Source organism: Isoptericola aurantiacus, from assembly GCF_044769875.1.
In the GTDB taxonomy this organism is placed as follows: domain Bacteria; phylum Actinomycetota; class Actinomycetes; order Actinomycetales; family Cellulomonadaceae; genus Isoptericola; species Isoptericola aurantiacus.
The window spans coordinates 734,513-752,586 of sequence record NZ_JBJBAE010000001.1 but is presented as its reverse complement, the minus strand read 5'-3'; the positions used below and the strand labels follow the sequence as shown (position 1 = coordinate 752,586).

General features: G+C 74.4%; 16 protein-coding genes. 9 read left to right on the top strand and 7 right to left on the bottom strand.

Translation table 11 applies throughout. From position 1 onward, the window contains the following. Nucleotides 1–29 precede the first annotated feature (29 nt). Nucleotides 30–644, top strand: a complete 615-nt coding sequence (locus ACIQLL_RS03375) for a nucleoside/nucleotide kinase family protein (protein ID WP_402463239.1) — start codon at nucleotides 30–32, stop codon at nucleotides 642–644. Between the two features lie 31 nt (nucleotides 645–675). On the opposite strand, the gene ACIQLL_RS03370 is transcribed toward ACIQLL_RS03375, so the two are convergent. After that, on the bottom strand, nucleotides 676–1,434 hold the full coding sequence (locus tag ACIQLL_RS03370) for a VOC family protein (protein ID WP_402463236.1): 759 nt from the start codon (nucleotides 1,432–1,434) through the stop codon (nucleotides 676–678). Nucleotides 1,435–1,586: 152 nt separating this feature from the next. Here ACIQLL_RS03370 and ACIQLL_RS03365 point away from each other — a divergent pair, with 152 nt between their 5' ends. The 3 genes from ACIQLL_RS03365 (at nucleotide 1,587) to ACIQLL_RS03355 (ending at nucleotide 6,629) form a co-directional block, all read left to right on the top strand. Next, nucleotides 1,587–2,984: a class-II fumarase/aspartase family protein gene (locus ACIQLL_RS03365; protein ID WP_402463233.1), complete on the top strand. Its 1,398-nt coding sequence runs from the start codon at nucleotides 1,587–1,589 to the stop codon at nucleotides 2,982–2,984. Nucleotides 2,985–3,088: 104 nt separating this feature from the next. Beyond that, on the top strand, nucleotides 3,089–4,678 hold the full coding sequence (locus ACIQLL_RS03360; protein WP_402463230.1) for a hypothetical protein: 1,590 nt from the start codon (nucleotides 3,089–3,091) through the stop codon (nucleotides 4,676–4,678). A gap of 85 nt (nucleotides 4,679–4,763) precedes the next feature. Further along, entirely contained in the window at nucleotides 4,764–6,629 is a 1,866-nt protein-coding gene (locus ACIQLL_RS03355; RefSeq protein ID WP_402463227.1) for a hypothetical protein, read from the top strand. A gap of 88 nt (nucleotides 6,630–6,717) precedes the next feature. Here ACIQLL_RS03355 and ACIQLL_RS03350 read toward each other — a convergent pair whose 3' ends face one another. Continuing rightward, entirely contained in the window at nucleotides 6,718–7,074 is a 357-nt protein-coding gene (locus ACIQLL_RS03350; RefSeq protein WP_402463224.1) for an ArsR/SmtB family transcription factor, read from the bottom strand. Between the two features lie 78 nt (nucleotides 7,075–7,152). Between ACIQLL_RS03350 and ACIQLL_RS03345 the strand changes: the two genes are divergently transcribed. Both ACIQLL_RS03345 and ACIQLL_RS03340 read left to right on the top strand, forming a co-directional pair. Beyond that, complete coding sequence (locus ACIQLL_RS03345) at nucleotides 7,153–8,511, top strand: FAD-dependent oxidoreductase (RefSeq protein WP_402463221.1); 1,359 nt, start codon at nucleotides 7,153–7,155, stop codon at nucleotides 8,509–8,511. A gap of 64 nt (nucleotides 8,512–8,575) precedes the next feature. Then, complete coding sequence (locus ACIQLL_RS03340) at nucleotides 8,576–8,923, top strand: hypothetical protein (protein WP_402463218.1); 348 nt, start codon at nucleotides 8,576–8,578, stop codon at nucleotides 8,921–8,923. 57 nt (nucleotides 8,924–8,980) lie between these two features. Here ACIQLL_RS03340 and ACIQLL_RS03335 read toward each other — a convergent pair whose 3' ends face one another. The 5 genes from ACIQLL_RS03335 to arsB are packed head-to-tail and all read right to left on the bottom strand — an operon-like array spanning nucleotide 8,981 to nucleotide 14,558. Further along, complete coding sequence (locus ACIQLL_RS03335) at nucleotides 8,981–10,282, bottom strand: APC family permease (RefSeq protein WP_402463215.1); 1,302 nt, start codon at nucleotides 10,280–10,282, stop codon at nucleotides 8,981–8,983. Beyond that, nucleotides 10,279–12,000 (bottom strand): FAD-dependent oxidoreductase, encoded by a 1,722-nt coding sequence (locus ACIQLL_RS03330; RefSeq protein WP_402463212.1) that lies wholly within the window; start codon nucleotides 11,998–12,000, stop codon nucleotides 10,279–10,281. Before ACIQLL_RS03330 ends, ACIQLL_RS03335 begins: the two co-directional genes overlap by 4 nt. Continuing rightward, nucleotides 12,000–12,416, bottom strand: a complete 417-nt coding sequence (locus tag ACIQLL_RS03325) for an arsenate reductase ArsC (protein ID WP_402463209.1) — start codon at nucleotides 12,414–12,416, stop codon at nucleotides 12,000–12,002. Before ACIQLL_RS03325 ends, ACIQLL_RS03330 begins: the two co-directional genes overlap by 1 nt. Before the next feature lie 13 nt (nucleotides 12,417–12,429). Next, nucleotides 12,430–13,458: a metalloregulator ArsR/SmtB family transcription factor gene (locus ACIQLL_RS03320; RefSeq protein ID WP_402463207.1), complete on the bottom strand. Its 1,029-nt coding sequence runs from the start codon at nucleotides 13,456–13,458 to the stop codon at nucleotides 12,430–12,432. Next, nucleotides 13,455–14,558, bottom strand: coding sequence for an ACR3 family arsenite efflux transporter (arsB, locus tag ACIQLL_RS03315; RefSeq protein WP_402463204.1), 1,104 nt, complete (start codon nucleotides 14,556–14,558; stop codon nucleotides 13,455–13,457). Before arsB ends, ACIQLL_RS03320 begins: the two co-directional genes overlap by 4 nt. Before the next feature lie 107 nt (nucleotides 14,559–14,665). Here arsB and ACIQLL_RS03310 point away from each other — a divergent pair, with 107 nt between their 5' ends. From ACIQLL_RS03310 to ACIQLL_RS03300, 3 genes are read left to right on the top strand one after another with little or no spacing between them, the layout of a single operon-like run. After that, nucleotides 14,666–15,397, top strand: coding sequence for a TetR/AcrR family transcriptional regulator (locus ACIQLL_RS03310; protein WP_402463201.1), 732 nt, complete (start codon nucleotides 14,666–14,668; stop codon nucleotides 15,395–15,397). Continuing rightward, a complete protein-coding gene (locus ACIQLL_RS03305) occupies nucleotides 15,394–16,407 on the top strand; it encodes an ABC transporter ATP-binding protein (protein WP_402463198.1) in 1,014 nt (337 codons plus the stop codon). The genes ACIQLL_RS03310 and ACIQLL_RS03305 overlap by 4 nt, the downstream gene beginning before the upstream one ends. Next, a complete protein-coding gene (locus ACIQLL_RS03300; RefSeq protein ID WP_402463195.1) occupies nucleotides 16,404–18,068 on the top strand; it encodes an ABC transporter permease in 1,665 nt (554 codons plus the stop codon). The genes ACIQLL_RS03305 and ACIQLL_RS03300 overlap by 4 nt, the downstream gene beginning before the upstream one ends. Nucleotides 18,069–18,074 lie beyond the last annotated feature (6 nt).

Below are 18,074 nucleotides of genomic sequence, written 5' to 3'. Positions count from 1 at the left end.
ATCCGATGGCGCCGTGTGAGCATGGGCGGATGCGGGTGGAGCCGGTGACCTACGACGGCGCGGTCGCGCACGTCGTCGAGCGGGTGCTGACCACCGACGGCACCGTGCGGGTGCTGGTCGACGGCCACCCCTCCGCCGGACCCGGACGGTTCGCCGACGCGGTGGCCGGCCCGCTGCGGGTGGCCGGCCGACCGGTCGCCCGGGTCGCCGTCCGCGACTTCCTGCTGGCGCGGTCGCTGCGCCTCGAGACCGGTCGACGCGACCCCGACGCCCTGCTGGACACCTGGATCGACGTCGGTGGACTCAATCGCGAGGTGCTGCGCTCCGTCGTGGACCGCGGCCGCTGGCTCCCGAGCCTGCGCGACCCCGACACCGGGCGGTCGACCCGCGCGCCCTACCGGGATGCGCCGCCCGGCACCGTCGCCCTGCTCGACGGTTCGCTCGCCGTCGGCCGCGGGCTCGACGTCGACCTGGTGGTGCACCTCGCCCTGAGCCCCGCGACCGAGACGCGCCGCACCGACCTGACGGACGCCTGGCAGCTCGCCGCGTACGGCCGCTACCGGCGCGAGGCCGCTCCGGAGCGGCGCGCCGACGTCGTCGTCCGCCTCGACCACCCCGACCGCCCGGCGCTGCTGCGGCAGTGACGAGCCTCGCCAGGACCGGTCCGGCGGGATCTCAGAACCGGCAGAGGCAGAACGGGTGCCCGGCCGGGTCGGCGAACACCCGGAACGACTCGCCCTGGCCCGGCAGCCGCGTGGCGCCGACCGCGAGCGCTGCGGCCTCCGCCTCGTCGAGGCTCTGCGGCCCGATCGCCAGGTCCAGGTGGCCCTGCTGGGGCTCGGCCGGGTCCGGCCAGCTCGGCGGGCGGTAGTTCTCCACCTGCTGGAACAGCAGCGGGCGGTCACCACCGAGCATCGCCATGCCGTCGGCGTCGTAGGTGACCTCCTCGCCGAGGAGGCGCGCCCAGAAGGCGGCCGCCGCCGAGGCGTCGGGCACGTCGAAGGTCACGCCCATCACGGTCAGCGACTCCACGTCGGGGGCGCGGCACAGGTCGAACGGGTGCCCGGCCGGGTCGGCGAGCGTGGTCCAGGCCTCGTTGCCGCGCAGCACGGACGCGCCGAGGGCGACGGCGCGCTCGACGGACGCCGCGACGTCGGGCACGCGCAGGTCCAGGTGCAGCTGCTGCGGGTGCTCCTGCCCGGGCCACTGCGGGGGCACGAGGTCCGGTGCGGGCTGGAAGGCCAGCGACCAGCCGCCGGGCAGGTCGAGGGTGATCCAGCCGTCGTCGTCGTCCTGCTCGACGGTCGCGCCGGTCAGCTCGCGCCAGAACGTGGCGGAGGCGCGGGGATCGGGGGTGTCCAGCACGAGGGCGTCCAGCACCGCCACGCGGGGGACGCCGGCGGACTCGTCGCCGGGCGAGACGTCGTCGGTCATGGTGGTGCTCCTGTCGGTGGTCCCGGTCCTGCGTCGGACCGTTCCAGTGTGACGTGGGACACCGACACCGGCCGGGGAACCGGCCTGTGAACACGGCCGCAACATGGCTGCGGCACAATGCTGGGCACTGCCTCGTGCACCCGGGAGGTCGCATGATCGTCGCCCCGTTCGGACGCTTCACCGAGGGTCGCGTGCCCGACCCCGGCATCGCCGCGCTGTTCACGCGCGAGAACCGCTGGCAGGCCAGGCTCGACGTCGAGGCCGCCCTGGCCCTCGCCGAGGCCGACGCCGGCCTCATCCCCAAGGAGTCCGCCCGCGCCATCGCCCTGACGGCCCGGATCGAGAAGCTGGACATCAAGCGGGTGCTCACCGCGACGGCGTCGGCGAGCCACCCCTTGGTCCCGCTGATCGAGGAGTTCGCCCGCACCGTGGGGTCCAAGCACGGCGGCTGGGTGCACTGGGGTGCGACCACCCAGAACATCACCCAGACCGCGGACGTGCTGGTGCTGCGCGACGCCCACCGGACGATCCTGCAGCAGCTCGGGCGGGTGCTGCGGGCGGCCGCCGTGCTCGCCGACGACTCCGCCGACCTGCCGATGGCGGGCCGGACGCACTCCCAGCACGCCGTGCCGGTGACGTTCGGCTTCAAGGTGGCCGTGTGGATCGACCAGCTCGTCGCGCACACCGAACGGCTCGAACGGCTCGACGACCGCCTGTTCTGCGTGCTCATGGGCGGCGCCGCCGGCACGTTCGCCTCCTTCGGCGACGCGGGGCGCGTCATCGAGGCGGGCGTGGCGCACCGCCTCGGGCTGCACCCCATGCGCGTGCCGTCACGGTCGGTCAACGACGGGATCGTCGAGCTGGTGCTCGTGCTGGCCCAGCTCGCCGGGACCATCGGCAAGATCGGCAAGGACGTCTACGCCCTGATGCAGCCGGAGTTCGCCGAGGCGTTCGAGCCGGTCCCCGAGGGCACGGTCGGGTCGTCGACCATGCCGCACAAGCGCAACCCGCAGCTCGCGCTGGACATGCTGACCATGTCGGCCGAGCTGCGGGCCCTGGCGGCCCCCGCACTGGAGTCGATGCTGCACGACCAGGAGGCGAACGGCGCGATGACGGCGCTGCTGGAGGACGTGTCGGCGTCGGCAGCGGTGCTGGCGGGCGACATGCTGGCCCGGCTCGAGGTCATCATGTCCGGGCTCGAGCTGAACCCGGCGCGCATGCGGGAGAACATCAAGCTGTCCGAGGGCATGATCGGCTCGGAGGCGCTGATGCTCGCGCTCGGGGAGAAGATCGGGCGGCAGAAGGCGCACGACGTCGTCTTCGAGGTCGCGCAGGCCGCGCCGGCCAGCGGGGTGCCGTTCCTGCAGATGCTCCGGGCCGACCCGGTGGTGGGCGGCGCCTTCACCGTGGACGAGCTGCGCGGCCTCATCGACCCGGCCGCCTACCTGGGGCTCAGTCAGCAGATCGCCCGTGAGCTCGCGGGCTGCGCCATCACCACGGCGAACCGTGTGGCCTCGCTGCCGGAACGGGCGCCGCTGATGACCCGCTGACATCGCGACCGCTCCTCCGGTTGCGCTCCCCAGGCAACTGTTCCACAGTGGTACAGGTCACAGGGCAGGCGCCCGACGGCGCGTCGGACGATCCAGGGGGAGACATGACGCGGGGGAGCAGCGGCACGGAGGGCAACCTCCGGCGTGCCGCCTGGCGCTCCCTGGCGCTCTTCCTCGGGACCGCCGCCACCAGCATCTGCCTGGCCACCGGCGCGGCCGCGGACGACGGCGGTGGCGCCGGCGACGACGAGGCGCGCGGTGGGCTGCTGTCCGGCGTGGTCGAGACCGCCGGGAAGGTCACCGACCCGGTGCTCTCGACGACCGGGAAGGTCGTGCAGAAGGTGACCGACCCCGTGGTCGAGACGGTGGAGAAGGTCACCGAGCCCGTCGCGAAGGTCGTCGAGAAGACGGCGGACCGAACCGCCGAGGCGCAGAAGCCTGCGCCGGAGCCCGCCAAGCCCGCGCCGGAGCCCGCCGAGAAGCCGACCAAGCCCGCGCCGGAGCCGGCCAAGCCTGCATCGGAGCCCGCCGAGAAGCCGACCAAGCCCGCGCCGGAGCCGGCCGACGAGCCGTCGAAGCCCGCGCCGGCCGAGAAGCCCGACACGAAGCCTGCCGAGCCGGTGCAGGAACCCACGACGTCCACCGCCCCCGCGACGAAGCGCGACCAGGCCTCCGGAAAGCACTCGAAGGGCTCCGAGAAGCCCGCCCCGTCGTCCGACCAGACCGCGGACGCGCCCGCCGACGACGCGGACACGCCCTCCCGGCCCCTCGGCGGGGTGACCGAGCAGGTCGCCACCGCGGTCGAGCCGGTCACCGGTGCGGTCGGAGGCCTGCTCGGACCGGTCGCCGAAGCCGTCGAACCGGTGACGGGCGCCGTCGGCCCCGTCCTCGAACCGGTGGCCGCCGGGCTCGCACCCGTGGCGGACGGCGTGTCTCCGGTGCTCACGCCCGTGACCGACGTGCTCGACCCGGTCCTCGCGCCGGTGACCGGCGCCGTCGGGCCGGTGCTGCGGCCGGTCACCGACTCCCTCCGACCGGTGACGGACCCGGTGCTCGGCGCGCTGGATCCGGTGACGGGCCCCGTCCTGGACGCTGTGAGTCCGGTGACCGACCCGGTGATCGACGTCCTGGACCCGGCGCTGCCCGGAGTGCTGGACCCGGTCCTGCCGGACGCGCCCCCGGGCCCGGACCAGACCCCTGACGGCTCCGGCGGACAGGGAGGCACCGCGGACCCGACCGTCGCCCCGCCGGTCCTGGACCCGCGTGGCGGCGCTCCGGCACCCGGTGCGGGACGTCCTGCCGGTGGATCGGCGACGGAGGCAGCGGAGAAGCCCGCTGCGGGCGGCTCGCCCGCAGCGACGGATGCCGTGGCCGCGCCCCGCGCACCGCTCGCACCCGCCGCCGACGGTGCCCTCGGCACCGGGACCACCGAGACCCTGAGCGCCGTCTCGGCCCCGGTGGAGGACCTCGCGAGCGCGACGTCGTCGTCGGCTCCCTCGAACAGCCCCGCCGTGGCCTCCACCGGCGCGCCGGCCGCCACGAGCACGGTGCGGACCGCCTCCGGCTCGGGCGACCTCGCTGCCGCCTTCCCCGCCGGACCTCACGCCTCGGCCCGCCTCTGGCTGGTGCCGGCCCACGACCTCGACGCACCGCTCCCGGTGCCGGACTTCGAGATTCCTGTCTCTCCTGCCTGACGTGGCCGCGTCGCGCCGCTGAGCGCGACATGCCGCGGGCTGCAGAAGCCGCCCGCCCACCACGTCAGACAACAGGAGAGACATCATGCGTATCAACGCGCGCAGAGTGCTGCAGACGGCACTCGCCACGGGCGGCCTGGTGGTCGCCGGGGCCTTCGCGGCCCACGCTGCCGAGGGGGACGTCGTCGACGTCGACCTCGGCGAGGACACCTCGGTCGAGCTGAACCTGTCCGAGGTCACCGAGGAGGCGTCCGACGCCTCGCTCGACACCCCGGTCGACCTGCCCGAGGTCGACACCGAGCCGGTCGAGCAGCTCGTCGACGACCTCGTCGGCGAGGACGGGCCGGTGGACGACGTCCTCGGTGCGGACGAGCCGACCGCGACCACCACGGACGACGTCGTGGACACGGTGGCCGAGGACGTCAGCCAGACCGTCGAGGACGCCACCTCCGGTGACGTCGAGGCGGTCGTGGAGGACGTCGCCGGTGACGACGGGATCGTCGACGACGTGATCGAGGACGGCGGGAACGGCGACGCCGAGCCCGCCGAGCCGGCGGAGACGCCCGCCGAGCCGGCAGAAGGCGCCGGTGGAGGAGCCGAGGAGGCCGTGGACGACGCCGTGCCGGGCGGCGCGGCCGATTCCGTGGTGACGGGCGTCCTCGGTGAGGACGGCGTGGTGGACGACGTGCTGGGGGCGGACGAGCCCTCGGACGGCGTCACCGACGACGTCGTGCAGGAAGCCCTCGACGACGTCGAGAAGACGGTCGACGACGCCCTGTCCGGTGACGTCGACGCAGCCGTGGACGACGTCGTGGCCGACGAGGGGGTGGTGGACGACGCGCTCGAGGACCGTGGCGTGGACGCCGCACTCGACGAGGTCGACGCCATCCTGACCGAGCTCGACGGCACGCTGGGCACGGACGGTGCGCTGGCCGGGACGGCCGACGTGCTGGTCGGCGCCGACGGCGTGGTGGACGACGTCGTGGGGGCGGACGAGCCCTCGGACGGCGTCACCGACGAGGTCGTCGAGGTCGTGCTCGACGACGTGGACACCACGACCGACGACGTCCTGGCCGGAGACCTCGACGGCGTCGTCCGGGACGTCCTCGACGAGGACGGTGTGGTCGACGACGTGCTCGAGAACGGCGGCGTCGACACGGTCGTGGCCGACGTGGTCGACGCGACCGACGCCGTCGACGACCTGCTCGGCACGGGCGACACCGTGGGGGGCACCGTGGACGGGCTGCTCGGTGAGGACGGGCTGGTCGACGACGTCGTCGGTCCGGACGAGCCGGAGGACGGCGTCACCGACGGCCTCCTCGACGAGCTGCGCAACGACCTGAACGAGACGGTCACCGAGGTGCTCGAGGGTGACCTGGTCGGCGTCGTCGACTCGGTCCTGGCCGAGGACGGCATCGTCGACGACGTGCTCGAGAACGGCGGCGACGGCGACGGAGACGGCGACGGAGACGGTTCGGACGGTTCCGACGGCTCGGACGGCTCGGACGGGTCTGACGGCTCGGACGGCTCGGACGGGTCGGACGGCTCGGACGGCTCGGACGGTAGCGACGGGTCTGACGGCTCGGACGGGTCGGACGGCTCGGACGGTAGCGACGGCACCGACGGCACCGACGGCACCGACGGCACCGACGGTGCCGGCGGACCCGGTGCGCCGGGGACCGGCGGCGGCTCCGGCGGCGGCACGGTCTCCGGTCCCGCCGGTGGCGGGGTCGACGGCCCGATGACCACCCAGGGCGGGGCCCCGGGCTGGACGTCCTGGACCTCCGGTCCGATCTTCGGCTCCTCGTCGGTCGGCTCCCTGGCGGCGACCGGCGCCGAGGACATGCTGCTCGGTGGCCTGGCGGCGCTGCTCGTGGCGGCGGGGCTGGTCCTGGTGGGCGTGCGTCGCCGTGCTCGGGTCGGCGCCCTCGCGGTGCCCCGTGCCGGCTGACGGCAGGAACCGCTGAGGCGCGGTCGTGGGGCGTCGCAGGGGGGCGCCCCACGACCGCACCACGCTCGGCTCGGGTCCGGGCCGCTGCTCAGGCCCGGGCCGGGCGTGCCTGCCTGCGCACGGTGTCCGCGAGCGCCTCGAGCGCTCCGGGCACCGCGGCGTAGTACGCCCACCGTCCCCGCTGGGTCCGGGTGAGCAGCCCGGCCTCGACGAGGATCTTCAGGTGGTGGCTGACGGTCGGCTGGCTGAGGCCGACCGGCGCGGTGAGGTCGCAGACGCACGCCTCGCCCTGGGGTGCTGCCATGACGGTGGAGAGCAGGGTGACGCGCGTGGGGTCGCCGAGCGCCTTGAAGGTGCGGGCGATCTGCTGCGCCTCGACGCCGTCCAGCGCGGCCGGCTGCGGGCCGCAGCAGTCGGCTGCCGCGTCGGGACGCGTGGTCGTCATGCCGCCATCTTGTCACGCATCGAAGTTTGTGGATACGTTGGCCCTCACGCATCGAAGAACTTCGATAGGAGATTCGGCATGGAGCCGACGACGCCACCACCGGTCGTGGTGATCGGGGCGGGGCCGGTGGGCCTCGCGGCCGCCGCCCATCTGCTCGAGCGCGGCCTCGAGCCGCTCGTCCTGGAGGCCGGGCCCGGCCCGGGCGCCGCCGTCGCCGACTGGGGTCACGTCCGGCTCTTCTCGCCCTGGCGGTACTGCCTCGACGCCGCCGCCCGGCACCTCCTCGAGTCCACCGGAACCTGGCAGGTGCCCGACCTGGACGCGTTGCCGACGGGCGCCGACCTGGTGCGTGACTACCTCACCCCGCTCGCCGGGACCCTCGCCGTGCGCGATCGCGTGCGCTACGGCACCCGCGTGACCGCCGTCGCCCGCGACGGCGCCGACCGCACCCGCTCCCTGGGCAGGGAACGCCGGGGCTGGCTGGTCCGCACGGAGTCCGACGCCGGGACGCGCGACCTGCGGGCCGCTGCGGTCGTCGATGCCTCGGGCACCTACGGACAGCCCAACCCGCTCGGCGGCAGCGGGCTTCCCGCGCTCGGGGAGGCGGACGCGGCACCGCACCTCGCGGGGCCCCTGCCCGACGTGCTGGGGCGTGACCGCGAGCGGTTCGCCGGTCGCCGTGTGCTCGTGGTCGGGATGGGCCACTCGGCGGCGAACACGCTGCTGGCGCTCACCCGACTGGCCGAGGACGCGCCCGGCACCCGGATCGTCTGGGCGATCCGGGGTGGCTCCCCGCGCCGCCTCTTCGGCGGTGGCGCCGACGACGAGCTCCCTGCCCGTGGCTTGCTCGGGACCCGGCTGCGCGAGGCGGTCGACGCCGGCCGCCTGGACCTGTGGACCCGGGTGGGGATCGAGCGGCTCGACGTCGTCGGGGGCGGGGTCCGGGTCACGGGCTTCGGGCGGGCGCCGGGCGCCCGGACCGAGGGCCCGTTCGACGTGGACGTCGCCGTGGTCTCCGCCGCGACCGGGTTCCGGCCCGACCTGGAGATGCTGCGCGAGGTCCGGCTCGACCTCGACCCCGTCGTCGAGGCTCCCGCCCGGTTGGCGCCGCTCATCGACCCGAACCTGCACTCGTGCGGCACCGTGGAGCCGCACGGGGAGGCGGTCCTGGCTCACCCGGACACCGGGTTCTACCTGGCGGGCATGAAGTCCTACGGCCGTGCGCCGACCTTCCTGCTGGCCACCGGCTACGAGCAGGTCCGCTCGATCGCGGCCGCGCTGGCGGGCGACCGCGCGGCGGCCGACGCCGTGGAGCTCGCGCTGCCGGAGACGGGGGTCTGCTCGACCGACCTGGAGGACGACGCCGGCTCCTGCTGCGGAGGGTCGTCGGGACCTCAGCCGGTGACGCTCGTCGGTGCGCGCGCCGGCGACGTCTGAGGCATCCGCGCGCCAACGCAGCCCTCCGCGCGCCACGCCCCCGCGGCGGTGCCACAGTGGTGGCATGGCCTCGACCGCGGCTCCTCGGACCTCGGCCCGGCGCACGCCGGCCCGGCGGCGCACGACGGCGTGGCTCGCCGCGGCCGTCGTGCTCCTGGCGCTGACGGCGTGCGCGGCGGGCCCGAACCCGGGCCTCGACACCGCGCCGCCCGGCCTGTCCGAACCGGCCGGATTCTGGTACGGGCTGTGGCAGGGGATGATCCTGCCCGTCACGTTCGTGATCTCGCTGTTCACCGACTCCGTGTCGGTCTACGAGGTGCACAACAGCGGCAACTGGTACGACGTCGGGTACGTGCTGGGGATCTCGCTGGTGTTCGGCGGGCCGTTCGGCGCCAGCCGCGCGCGACGCTGACGCGGGGCGCCTGCCGCGGGGGGGGGGCAGTGCACTACCGCGCCGGGCTGGGCACTCCTACCGCGCGCGGCGGTGGCGCTCCCCGTCCCGGCTCCGTCGCACCACCCGGACGAGCACCCCCAGCGCGAGCACGCCGAGCCCGGTCAGCACGGCAGCCACCGGCAGCGTGACGACGAGCAGCAGGCAGGCCGTCAGCCCGAACGCCTGCAGCGCCCGCGGGTAGAGCCGGTCCGCCCCCTGCTGCGTCCACGCCGCGGCGTTCGCGACCGCGTAGTACACCAGCACCCCCACGCTCGAGAACCCGATCGCACCCCGCAGGTCGACGGTCAGCACGAGCACCACCAGGACCGCGGCGAGCGTCACCTCCGCCCGGTGCGGCACGCCGAACCGCGGGTGCACCGCGGACAGCCACCGCGGCAGGTCACCCTCCCGGGCCATCGCCAACGACGTCCGCCCGATCCCCGCCACCAGGGCCAGGAGCGCCCCGAGCGAGGCGGCCGCCGCGCCCACCCGCACGACGACCCCGGCCCAGGCCGAGCCCTCGACGACCGCCGCGAGCGGCGCCGTCGTCCCCGCGATCCCGTCCAGTCCCAGCGACGCCAGCAGCGTCACCGCGACCAGCGTGTACACGACGACGGCGCCCGCGAGCGCGAGCAGGATCGCCCGCGGGATCGTCCGCCGCGGGTCGCGGACCTCCTCGCCCATCGTGGCGATGCGCGCGTACCCGGCGAACGCGAAGAACAGCAGCCCGGCGGCCTGCAGCACCCCGTACCCCACGGCCCACCCGGACCCGGCCACCGCGGCGGACGGGCCGCCGTCGGACCCGGACGCCGACATCCCCGCGCCGGCCGCACCCGACCACACCACCGCCGTCCACGTCGCCAGCACGAGCAGGACGAGCGCCACGATCCACCGGGTCAGCCGCGCGGTGCGCGTCACGCCCCGGTAGTTCACCGCCGCCAACGCCACGACCGCCGACGCCGCGACCGGACGCTCCCATCCGGGTGGTGCGGCGTAGGCGGCGAAGGTCAGCGCCATCGCGGCACAGCTCGCCGTCTTGCCGATCACGAAACCCCACCCGGCGAGGTACCCCCACCAGGGCCCGAGTCGTTCGCGACCGTAGACGTAGGTGCCGCCGGCCACCGGGTACTGCGCGGCGAGCTGCGCCGACGACGTCGCGTTGGCGTACGCCACGAACGCGGCCAGCGCCAGCGCCCCGAGCAGCGCCCAGCCCGTCCCGGCGGGGAGCACGGCCCGTGCGGCGGGGGAGAAGGCGGCGAAGACGCCGGCGCCGACCATCGAGCCGAGCCCGATCGCGACGGCGTCCCGCGTGCCGAGCCGGCGGGCGAGCTGCGTCATCGACCCTCCGCCGCGCGGCCCCGCACGTGACGCTGGTAGGTCGTGTTCCCGCCGGAGAGGTTCGCGACGTCGGCGAACCCGCGGCCCCGCAGCACGTTCTGCCCGGCGTTGCCGGTGACGCCCTTGTTGCAGTAGGTCACCGTGGGCAGGGCGGGGTCGAGCTCGTCGGCGCGGGCCCGCAGCTCGGCCAGGGGGATGTGGACGGAGTCGTCGACGGCGGACTTCGCGCGGTCCTTGGCCGACCGCACGTCCACGACCTGGACCTGTTCCCCACCGTCGCGGCGGCGATCCAGCTCGGCGGCGGAGACGAGCGCCGCTCGGCCGCTGATCGCGCCGTCGAGCGCCATCCCCGTGTAGTGCACCGGGTCCTTGGTGGTCGCGTAGGTGGGGGCGTAGGCGAGGTCGAGGTGGAACAGGTCGGAGGCCTTCGCCCCGAAGGTGATGGCGGTGGCGAGCACGTCGATCCGCTTGTCGACGCCCGACGGCCCGACGATCTGCGCCCCGAGCAGGCGCCCGGTGCCCCGGTCGGCGACGGCCTTGATGAGCATCTCCTGCCCACCGAGGTAGGCGGGGCGGTCGGGCTTGAGGTGGTGCACGACGACGGGGTCGAACCCGGCCGCTCGGGCCCGGTCCTCGGTGAGCCCGGTCTGGGCGACGGCCAGGTCGAAGACCCGCACGATCGAGGTGCCGAGGATCCCGCGGTGCTCCAGGTCCCCGCCGGTCAGCGCGTCCCCGGCGATGCGGCCCATCTTGTTGGCCGTGGACCCGAGCGGCACCCAGGCCGGCTCGCCGGTGATCAGGTCGAAGCTCTCGGCGACGTCCCCGACGGCCCACACGTGCGCCACGGAGGTGCGGCCCGCCCGGTCGACGGCGATCGCGCCGGTCCGGCCGACGCGCACCCCGGCGGCCCGGGCCAGGTCCAGGTTCGGCCGGACCCCCACGGCCACGACCACGAGGTCGGTCTCCACGGTGCGTTCAGCGTCACCCGACCCCGACCCCGGCCCGGCGCCGGCCTCGACGCGCACGGCCCGCGCCGCGCCGTCGTCGGACGTCTCGATCGCGGTGACCCGGGTGCCGGTGAGCAGGTCGACGCCGTGGGCGCGCAGCTCGTCGTCGACCCGGTCGGCGACGTCGGCGTCCATCCGGGGCATGGAGTGCGCCTCCCTCTCCACCACGGTGACGTCGAGGCCGCGCTGGGTGAGCTGCTCGGCGGTCTCCAGGCCGATGTACCCGGCGCCGACGATCACCGCCCGCCGGGCGTCCCGGGTCTCGATCCACCCCCGGATCGCGGTCGCGTCCGACGGGGTGCGCAGCGTGAACACGCCGTCGGCGTCGGCGCCGGGCAGCGGGGGCACGACGGGGGAGACCCCGGTGGCGAGGACGAGCTCGTCGTAGTCGTCGTCGAAGATCTCGCCCGAGGCGAGGTCGCGCACGGTGACGGTCCGGGCCGCGGCGTCCACGGCGGTGACCTCGTGCCCCGTGCGCACGTCGATGCCGTAGCGCTGCGCGAACCAGGCGGCGTCGCGCGGGGTGAGCTCGTCGATCGTCTCGACCTGCCCGCCCAGGTAGTACGGCAGGCCGCAGCCGGAGTAGGAGATGTCGGTGTCGCGCTCGTAGACGACGATCTCGGCGTCCTCCGACCCGCGGCGGGCCTTGGCCGCGGCCGACGTCCCGGCGGCCACCGACCCGACGACGACGATCTTGAGCCGCTCGGCCATCAGGCCACCGCCTCGACGTCGAGCGAGGCCAGCAGGGCGCGCACGCGCCGCTCGATCTGGTCCCGGATGGGCCGGACCGCCTCGATGCCCTGGCCTGCCGGGTCGTCGAGCTCCCAGTCCTCGTAGCGCGTGCCGGGGTAGATCGGGCAGGCGTCGCCGCATCCCATGGTGATCACGACGTCCGACGCCTGGACGGCGTCGTCGGTGAGCACCTTGGGCTGCTCGGACGCGATGTCGATCCCGCGCTCGGCCATCGCCTCGACGGCCACGGGGTTGATCGAGTCCTTCGGTGCGGAACCCGCGGAGCGCACCTCGACGGCGCCGCCGCCGAGGGCGCGCAGGAACCCGGCGGCCATCTGGGAGCGGCCGGCGTTGTGGACGCAGACGAACAGGACCGTGGGTGTGGGCATCGGCATGGGGGCGTTCCTCTCAGAGGATCTCGGCGAGCAGGCGGTGGACACGGGCGTCGAGCTCGTCGCGGATGGCCCGCACGCCCGCCGGGGAGGCGAGCGCCGGGTCGCCCACGACCCAGTCCTCGTACCGCGTTCCGGGCAGCACGGGGACCGAGTCGCCGCAGCCCATGGTCACCACGACGTCCGCGGCGCGCACGGCGTCGTCGGTCAGGGGCTTGGGGTAGAAGACGTCGTCGGCCGCGCCGAGCTCCTCGAGCAGCGGGCGGACGGCGTCGTGCACGTCGCCTGCCGGGACGGACCCGGCCGAGCGCACGACGACGCGGTCCCCGGCGTGGCGGGCCAGCAGCGCCGCGGCGAGCTGGGACCGGCCGGCGTTGCCGACGCAGACGAACAAGACCTGCGGGGCGTGGCCGGCGCGGTCCTCCGCCACGCCCGCGTCGCGGTTCTTGGCGGCGTCGACCAGGCGCTGGCGGGCGAAGTGCTCGGTGAGCCCGACGAGGTGCACGGGGATCCCACCGCGGCGGGCGAGCGCGGTGTAGGACTCGCGCACCACTCGCAGCGCCTCGGCCTCCGTGGTGTCCGGGACGCGTGCGGCGAGCGACGTGGCGAGCCGGCCCAGCTCGCGGTCGACGTCGGCCAGGCCGTGCAGGTCGGTCGGTCGACCCGCTCCCGGGTCGCCCGGCGTGGGGGCGGCGGGCGTCCCGGCGTCGGCGACGGCGGGGGCGAACCGGTCGAGCAGCGTGGTGACGGCCGTGCGGTACACCGGAGAGACCCGGTAGAAGACCGACGTGCCCCGGCGGTCGGCACGCAGGACCCCGACGTCGCGCAGCACCTTGAGGTGGTGGGAGACGGTCGGCTGGGAGACCTCGGCGAGCTCGGCCAGGTCGCCGACGTGCGCCTCGCCGGCCGGCGCGGTCGCGATGGCGGACAGCATGCGCAGCCGCAGCGGGTCGGCGAGCGACTTCAGGACGGCGGCGACGGCCTCGGCCACGTCGGGTCCCAGGGCGCGCCGGTCCGCCGGGAGGGGTGCGGGGGAGACGGTCATGGGTGCGGCTCCTGTCCGGGCGGGTCGGCGCGCGGGTCGACGCCGAACCACCGGCGGCCGGTCCACAGGGTGACGTAGACGAGGCCCACCAGGACGGGGACCTCGATGAGTGGCCCGACGACGCCGGCGAGGGCCTCGCCGGAGGTGGCGCCGAAGGTCGCGACGGCGACGGCGATGGCCAGCTCGAAGTTGTTGCCGGCTCCCGTGAACGCGAGCGTCGTGGTCCGGGCGTAGCCGAGGCCGAGCGCCTTGCCGACGACCATGCCGAGACCCCACATGACGGCGAAGTAGACCAGGAGCGGGAGGGCGATCCGGGCCACGTCCGCGGGGTTGTCGGCGATCTGCTCGCCCTGGAGCGCGAAGAGCAGCGCGATGGTGAACAGCAGGCCGTACAGCGCCCAGGGGCCGACGCGCGGCAGGAACGTGCCCTCGTACCAGTCGCGGCCGCGGGTGCGCTCGCCGACGGCGCGGGAGGCGAACCCGGCGGCCAGCGGGATGCCGAGGAAGACGAGCACGTTGAGGGCGATCAGTCCGGTGGACACCCCGAGCCCGGTGCCGTCGCCGAGCCCGAGCCACTGCGGCAGGGCGACCAGGTAGAACCAGCCGAGCACGGCGAACATGACGACCTGGAACACGGAGTTGATCGCCACGAGCACGGCGGCGGCCTCGCGGTCACCGCAGGCGAGGTCGTTCCAGATGACGACCATGGCGATGCAGCGGGCCAGCCCGACGACGACGAGCCCGGTGCGGTACGCGGGCAGGTCGGGCAGGAAGATCCAGGCGAGGGCGAACATCAGCGCGGGGCCGAGGACCCAGTTGAGCAGCAGCGAGCTGACGAGCAGCCGGGCGTCGCCGGTGACGGCGGCCAGGCGGTCGTAGCGCACGCCGGCGAGCACGGGGTACATCATCACCAGGAGGCCTAGGGCGATGGGCAGCGAGATGCCGCCGACCTCGAGCGCCTCGAGCGCGCCGCCCAGCCCGGGGACGAACCGGCCGAGCAGCAGGCCGCCCACCATCGCCAGGCCGATCCACAGCGGGAGCCAGCGGTCGAGGGTGGACAGACGGGCGCGGACGGGGGCGTCCGTCGGGGTGGGCGACACGGGTCTCCTCGGTAGATCGATCCTCTTCAATATAGATAGATATCGATGCAGCCGTCCAGCCGGTGGCCTCTTGCGCACCGACTGAACACCTGTTTAGTCTGTTGAACATGAGTTCAGTCGAGTCCGGGACGGAGCTGCCGGCCGCTCGTCCGGCGTCGGACGGCAGCACCCGCGACCGCATCCGCGACGCCGCGGTGCTGCGGTTCGCACGTTCCGGCTTCACCGCGTCCGTGCGCACCATCGCCGCCGACGCCGACGTGAGCGCAGCGCTGGTCATCCACCACTTCGGCTCCAAGGGCGCGCTGCACCGTGCCTGTGACGAGCACGTGCTCGCCTGGATCGTGGCCTCCAAGCGTCAGAACATGGGCCGCGCCACCGGCGGGCAGCTTCTCCAGGTGATGGCCGAGGTCGAGGAGTACGCGCCGCTGCTCGGCTACGTCATGCGGTCGCTGCAGGCCGGCGGCGACGTCGCCCGCGCGTTCGTCGAGCACATGGTCGCCGACGCCGAGGTCTACACCCGCGAGGCCGTCGCGGCCGGCATCGCCAAACCGTCCGTGGACGAGCCCGCACGGGTCCGCTACCTCACGCTGTCGGCGCTCGGGACGCTGTCCCTGTCCCTCACGCTCGACCCCCCGGACGACCCCGACGACTTCCACGCCACCGTGCAGTCGTTCCTCACCCGGCAGTACCTGCCGATGATCGAGCTCTTCAGCCAGGGGTTCCTCACGAGCCGCCGCATGCTCGACGACTACCTGCTCTACGTCGGCGACCCGCCGCCGTCGGACGGCACCGCAGCCGCGCCCGACGACCCACTCGCCACGACGAACGAGGAACCATGACCACCACCGCACCGACCGGCACCCGCAGTGCCGGGACGCTCCCCATCGAGATCCGTGACCTGCACAAGCACTTCGGCTCCACCCGCGCCCTGGACGGTCTGGACCTGACCGTCCACGAGGGCGAGGTCGCCGGGTTCCTCGGCCCCAACGGCGCCGGGAAGTCCACCGCGATCCGGGTGCTGCTCGGCCTGCTGCGCGCGACGTCCGGCACCGCGCGGCTGTTCGGCGCCGACCCCTGGTCCGACGCCGTCGCGCTGCACCGCCGGCTCGCCTACGTCCCCGGGGACGTGACGCTGTGGCCCCACCTCACCGGCGGCGAGGCGATCGACTTCCTGTCCCGGCTGCGCGGCAGGCCGGATCCGCGGCGCAAGGCCGAGCTGCTGGAGGCCTTCGAGCTCGATCCCACCAAGAAAGCCCGTACCTACTCCAAGGGCAACCGGCAGAAGGTGGCCCTCGTCGCCGCCTTCTGCGCGGAGGTGCCGCTGCTCATCCTGGACGAGCCGACCTCCGGGCTCGACCCGCTCATGGAGGCCGTCTTCACCGAGCGGGTGCGCGAGGCCGCGGCGAACGGGACCTCGGTGCTGCTGAGCAGCCACATCCTGTCTGAGGTCGAGAAGGTCTGCGACACCGTGACGATCATCCGCGCGGGGCGCGCCGTGGAGTCCGGCACCCTCGACGAGCTCCGGCACCTGACCCGCTCCAGCGTGACCGCCGTCGTCGAGGGCGACCCGGCTGCCGTGGCCCGGATCGACGGGGTGCACGACGCCGTCACCGCCGGGGATCCCGAGGGCACCCGGCTCACCTTCGACGTCGACAACACCGCGATGGGCGACGTGCTGACGACCCTCTCCGGTCTCGGCGTGCGTTCCTTCACGGCGGCGCCGCCGTCGCTGGAGGAGCTCTTCCTGCGCCACTACGGCGACGACGTGTCCGACGACGGCCAGGTGGCCGGCCGGACCGGCGCCGGACGGCACGCCGCGGCCACGACGAGCGAGGCGGGTGTGCGATGAGCACCGCCGTCGCTCCGCCCGCCGTCCGGACCGCGGGGCCCGCCCGCGGGGCGACCCTGACCGGCACCGGGGCGCTCGTGCGGTTCATGCTGCGTCAGGACCGGGTACGTCTGACCGTGTGGACGGCCTCGGTCGTGTTCTTCTACACCTACTTCACCTTCGCGCTGAACCTGTTCTTCGACGACACCGCCGCGATGCAGGGACGGGCCGCGCTCATGGAGACGCCCGCCGGCATCGTCATGGGCGGCCCCGGGTACGGCCTGGACGACTACTCGACCGGGGTCGCCATGTCGAACGAGGGCATCACCTGGATGGTGCTCGCGCTCGCGATCCTGTCGATCCTGCACGTGGTGCGCCACACCCGTGCCGAGGAGGAGTCGAGCCGCTCGGAGCTGGTGCGGGCTGCCGTCGTCGGCCGCCACGCCCCGGCCGTGGCGGCGATGATCACGCTCGTGCTCGTGCAGGCGGTCATCGCCGTGCTGTCGGCCCTGGCCATGGTGGCCGTGGGCGACCTCGCCGTGGCGGACTCGTTCGCCATGACCGTCGGGTCAGGTCTCAGCGCGCTCGTCTTCGGGGCCCTCGCGCTCGTCGTGTGCCAGGTGGTCGGGCACGCCCGCACCGCGACCGGGATCAGCCTCGCCTTCTTCGGCGCCGCGTTCGTCGTCCGGGCCGTCGGGGACATCCGCGAGCTCGGCGGGTCGACGCTGTCCTGGTTCTCGCCGATCGCGTGGGCCCAGCAGATGCGTGCCTTCGTCGACCTGCGCTGGTGGCCCGTCACGCTGAGCGTCTTCGCGATCATCGCCCTCCTCGTGCTGGCGGCGGTGCTCGCCTCCCGCCGGGACTTCGGCGGGAGCATGGTCCAGACCCGTGCCGGCCGTGCCGACGCCGCCGTCACGCTGCGCGGACCCCTGGCGATGGCGTGGCTGCAGCAACGCTGGGCGCTGCTGTGGAGCTGCCTCGGACTGGGACTGATGTGGTTCGCCTCCGGCACCATGCTGCCGGGCATCGGCGACATGATCGGCGACATGGTCGTCGACAACCCGGTGCTCGCCCAGCTCTTCGGGGCCGACCCGTCCCAGCTCGCCGTCGGGTTCATCAGCGTGCTGGTGCTGTACGCCGCGGTGTGCTGCGCCGCCTACGCCGTCGTCATGGCGCAGCGGCCCAAGGCCGAGGAGTCCTCGGGGCGCGCCGAGGTGGTCTTTTCTCACCCCGTCTCCCGGCACGGCTGGCTCGGTGCGCAGCTCGCCGTCGCCGGGCTCGGCACCGCTGTCCTGCTCGCCGTCAGCGTCTACGGGCTGTGGCTCGGCGCCGTGGTCGCCGGGTGGGACGACCAGGGCTTCGGCGACTACAGCGTGGTCGTGTGGACGCACCTGCCGGCGCTCGCGGTGTTCCTCGGGCTCGTCGTCGCGCTGTACGGCTGGGCGCCGCGTCTCGCCGGTCTCGGGTGGGCCCTGGTGGCCTACACCTTCGTCGTCGGGATGTTCGGCCAGGTCTTCGACCTGCCGGACTGGGTCTACCGCGTCTCGCCGTTCGACTGGGTGCCGGAGGTGTTCTCGAGCGAGCCGTACGCCGGTGACGTCGCGATCCTGTGGGCGGTCGCCGTCGCGCTCGGGGTCCTGGGGTTCGTCGGGTTCCGCCGCCGCGACCTCGCCACGGGGTAGCGGCTC

Coding starts and splice junctions, on each gene's coding strand:
- ACIQLL_RS03375 (WP_402463239.1), top strand. CDS start 30: ATGCGGGTGGAGCCGGTGACCTACGACGGCGCGGTCGCGCACGTCGTC.
- ACIQLL_RS03370 (WP_402463236.1), bottom strand. CDS start 1,434: ATGACCGACGACGTCTCGCCCGGCGACGAGTCCGCCGGCGTCCCCCGC.
- ACIQLL_RS03365 (WP_402463233.1), top strand. CDS start 1,587: ATGATCGTCGCCCCGTTCGGACGCTTCACCGAGGGTCGCGTGCCCGAC.
- ACIQLL_RS03360 (WP_402463230.1), top strand. CDS start 3,089: ATGACGCGGGGGAGCAGCGGCACGGAGGGCAACCTCCGGCGTGCCGCC.
- ACIQLL_RS03355 (WP_402463227.1), top strand. CDS start 4,764: ATGCGTATCAACGCGCGCAGAGTGCTGCAGACGGCACTCGCCACGGGC.
- ACIQLL_RS03350 (WP_402463224.1), bottom strand. CDS start 7,074: ATGACGACCACGCGTCCCGACGCGGCAGCCGACTGCTGCGGCCCGCAG.
- ACIQLL_RS03345 (WP_402463221.1), top strand. CDS start 7,153: ATGGAGCCGACGACGCCACCACCGGTCGTGGTGATCGGGGCGGGGCCG.
- ACIQLL_RS03340 (WP_402463218.1), top strand. CDS start 8,576: ATGGCCTCGACCGCGGCTCCTCGGACCTCGGCCCGGCGCACGCCGGCC.
- ACIQLL_RS03335 (WP_402463215.1), bottom strand. CDS start 10,282: ATGACGCAGCTCGCCCGCCGGCTCGGCACGCGGGACGCCGTCGCGATC.
- ACIQLL_RS03330 (WP_402463212.1), bottom strand. CDS start 12,000: ATGGCCGAGCGGCTCAAGATCGTCGTCGTCGGGTCGGTGGCCGCCGGG.
- ACIQLL_RS03325 (WP_402463209.1), bottom strand. CDS start 12,416: ATGCCGATGCCCACACCCACGGTCCTGTTCGTCTGCGTCCACAACGCC.
- ACIQLL_RS03320 (WP_402463207.1), bottom strand. CDS start 13,458: ATGACCGTCTCCCCCGCACCCCTCCCGGCGGACCGGCGCGCCCTGGGA.
- ACIQLL_RS03310 (WP_402463201.1), top strand. CDS start 14,666: ATGAGTTCAGTCGAGTCCGGGACGGAGCTGCCGGCCGCTCGTCCGGCG.
- ACIQLL_RS03305 (WP_402463198.1), top strand. CDS start 15,394: ATGACCACCACCGCACCGACCGGCACCCGCAGTGCCGGGACGCTCCCC.
- ACIQLL_RS03300 (WP_402463195.1), top strand. CDS start 16,404: ATGAGCACCGCCGTCGCTCCGCCCGCCGTCCGGACCGCGGGGCCCGCC.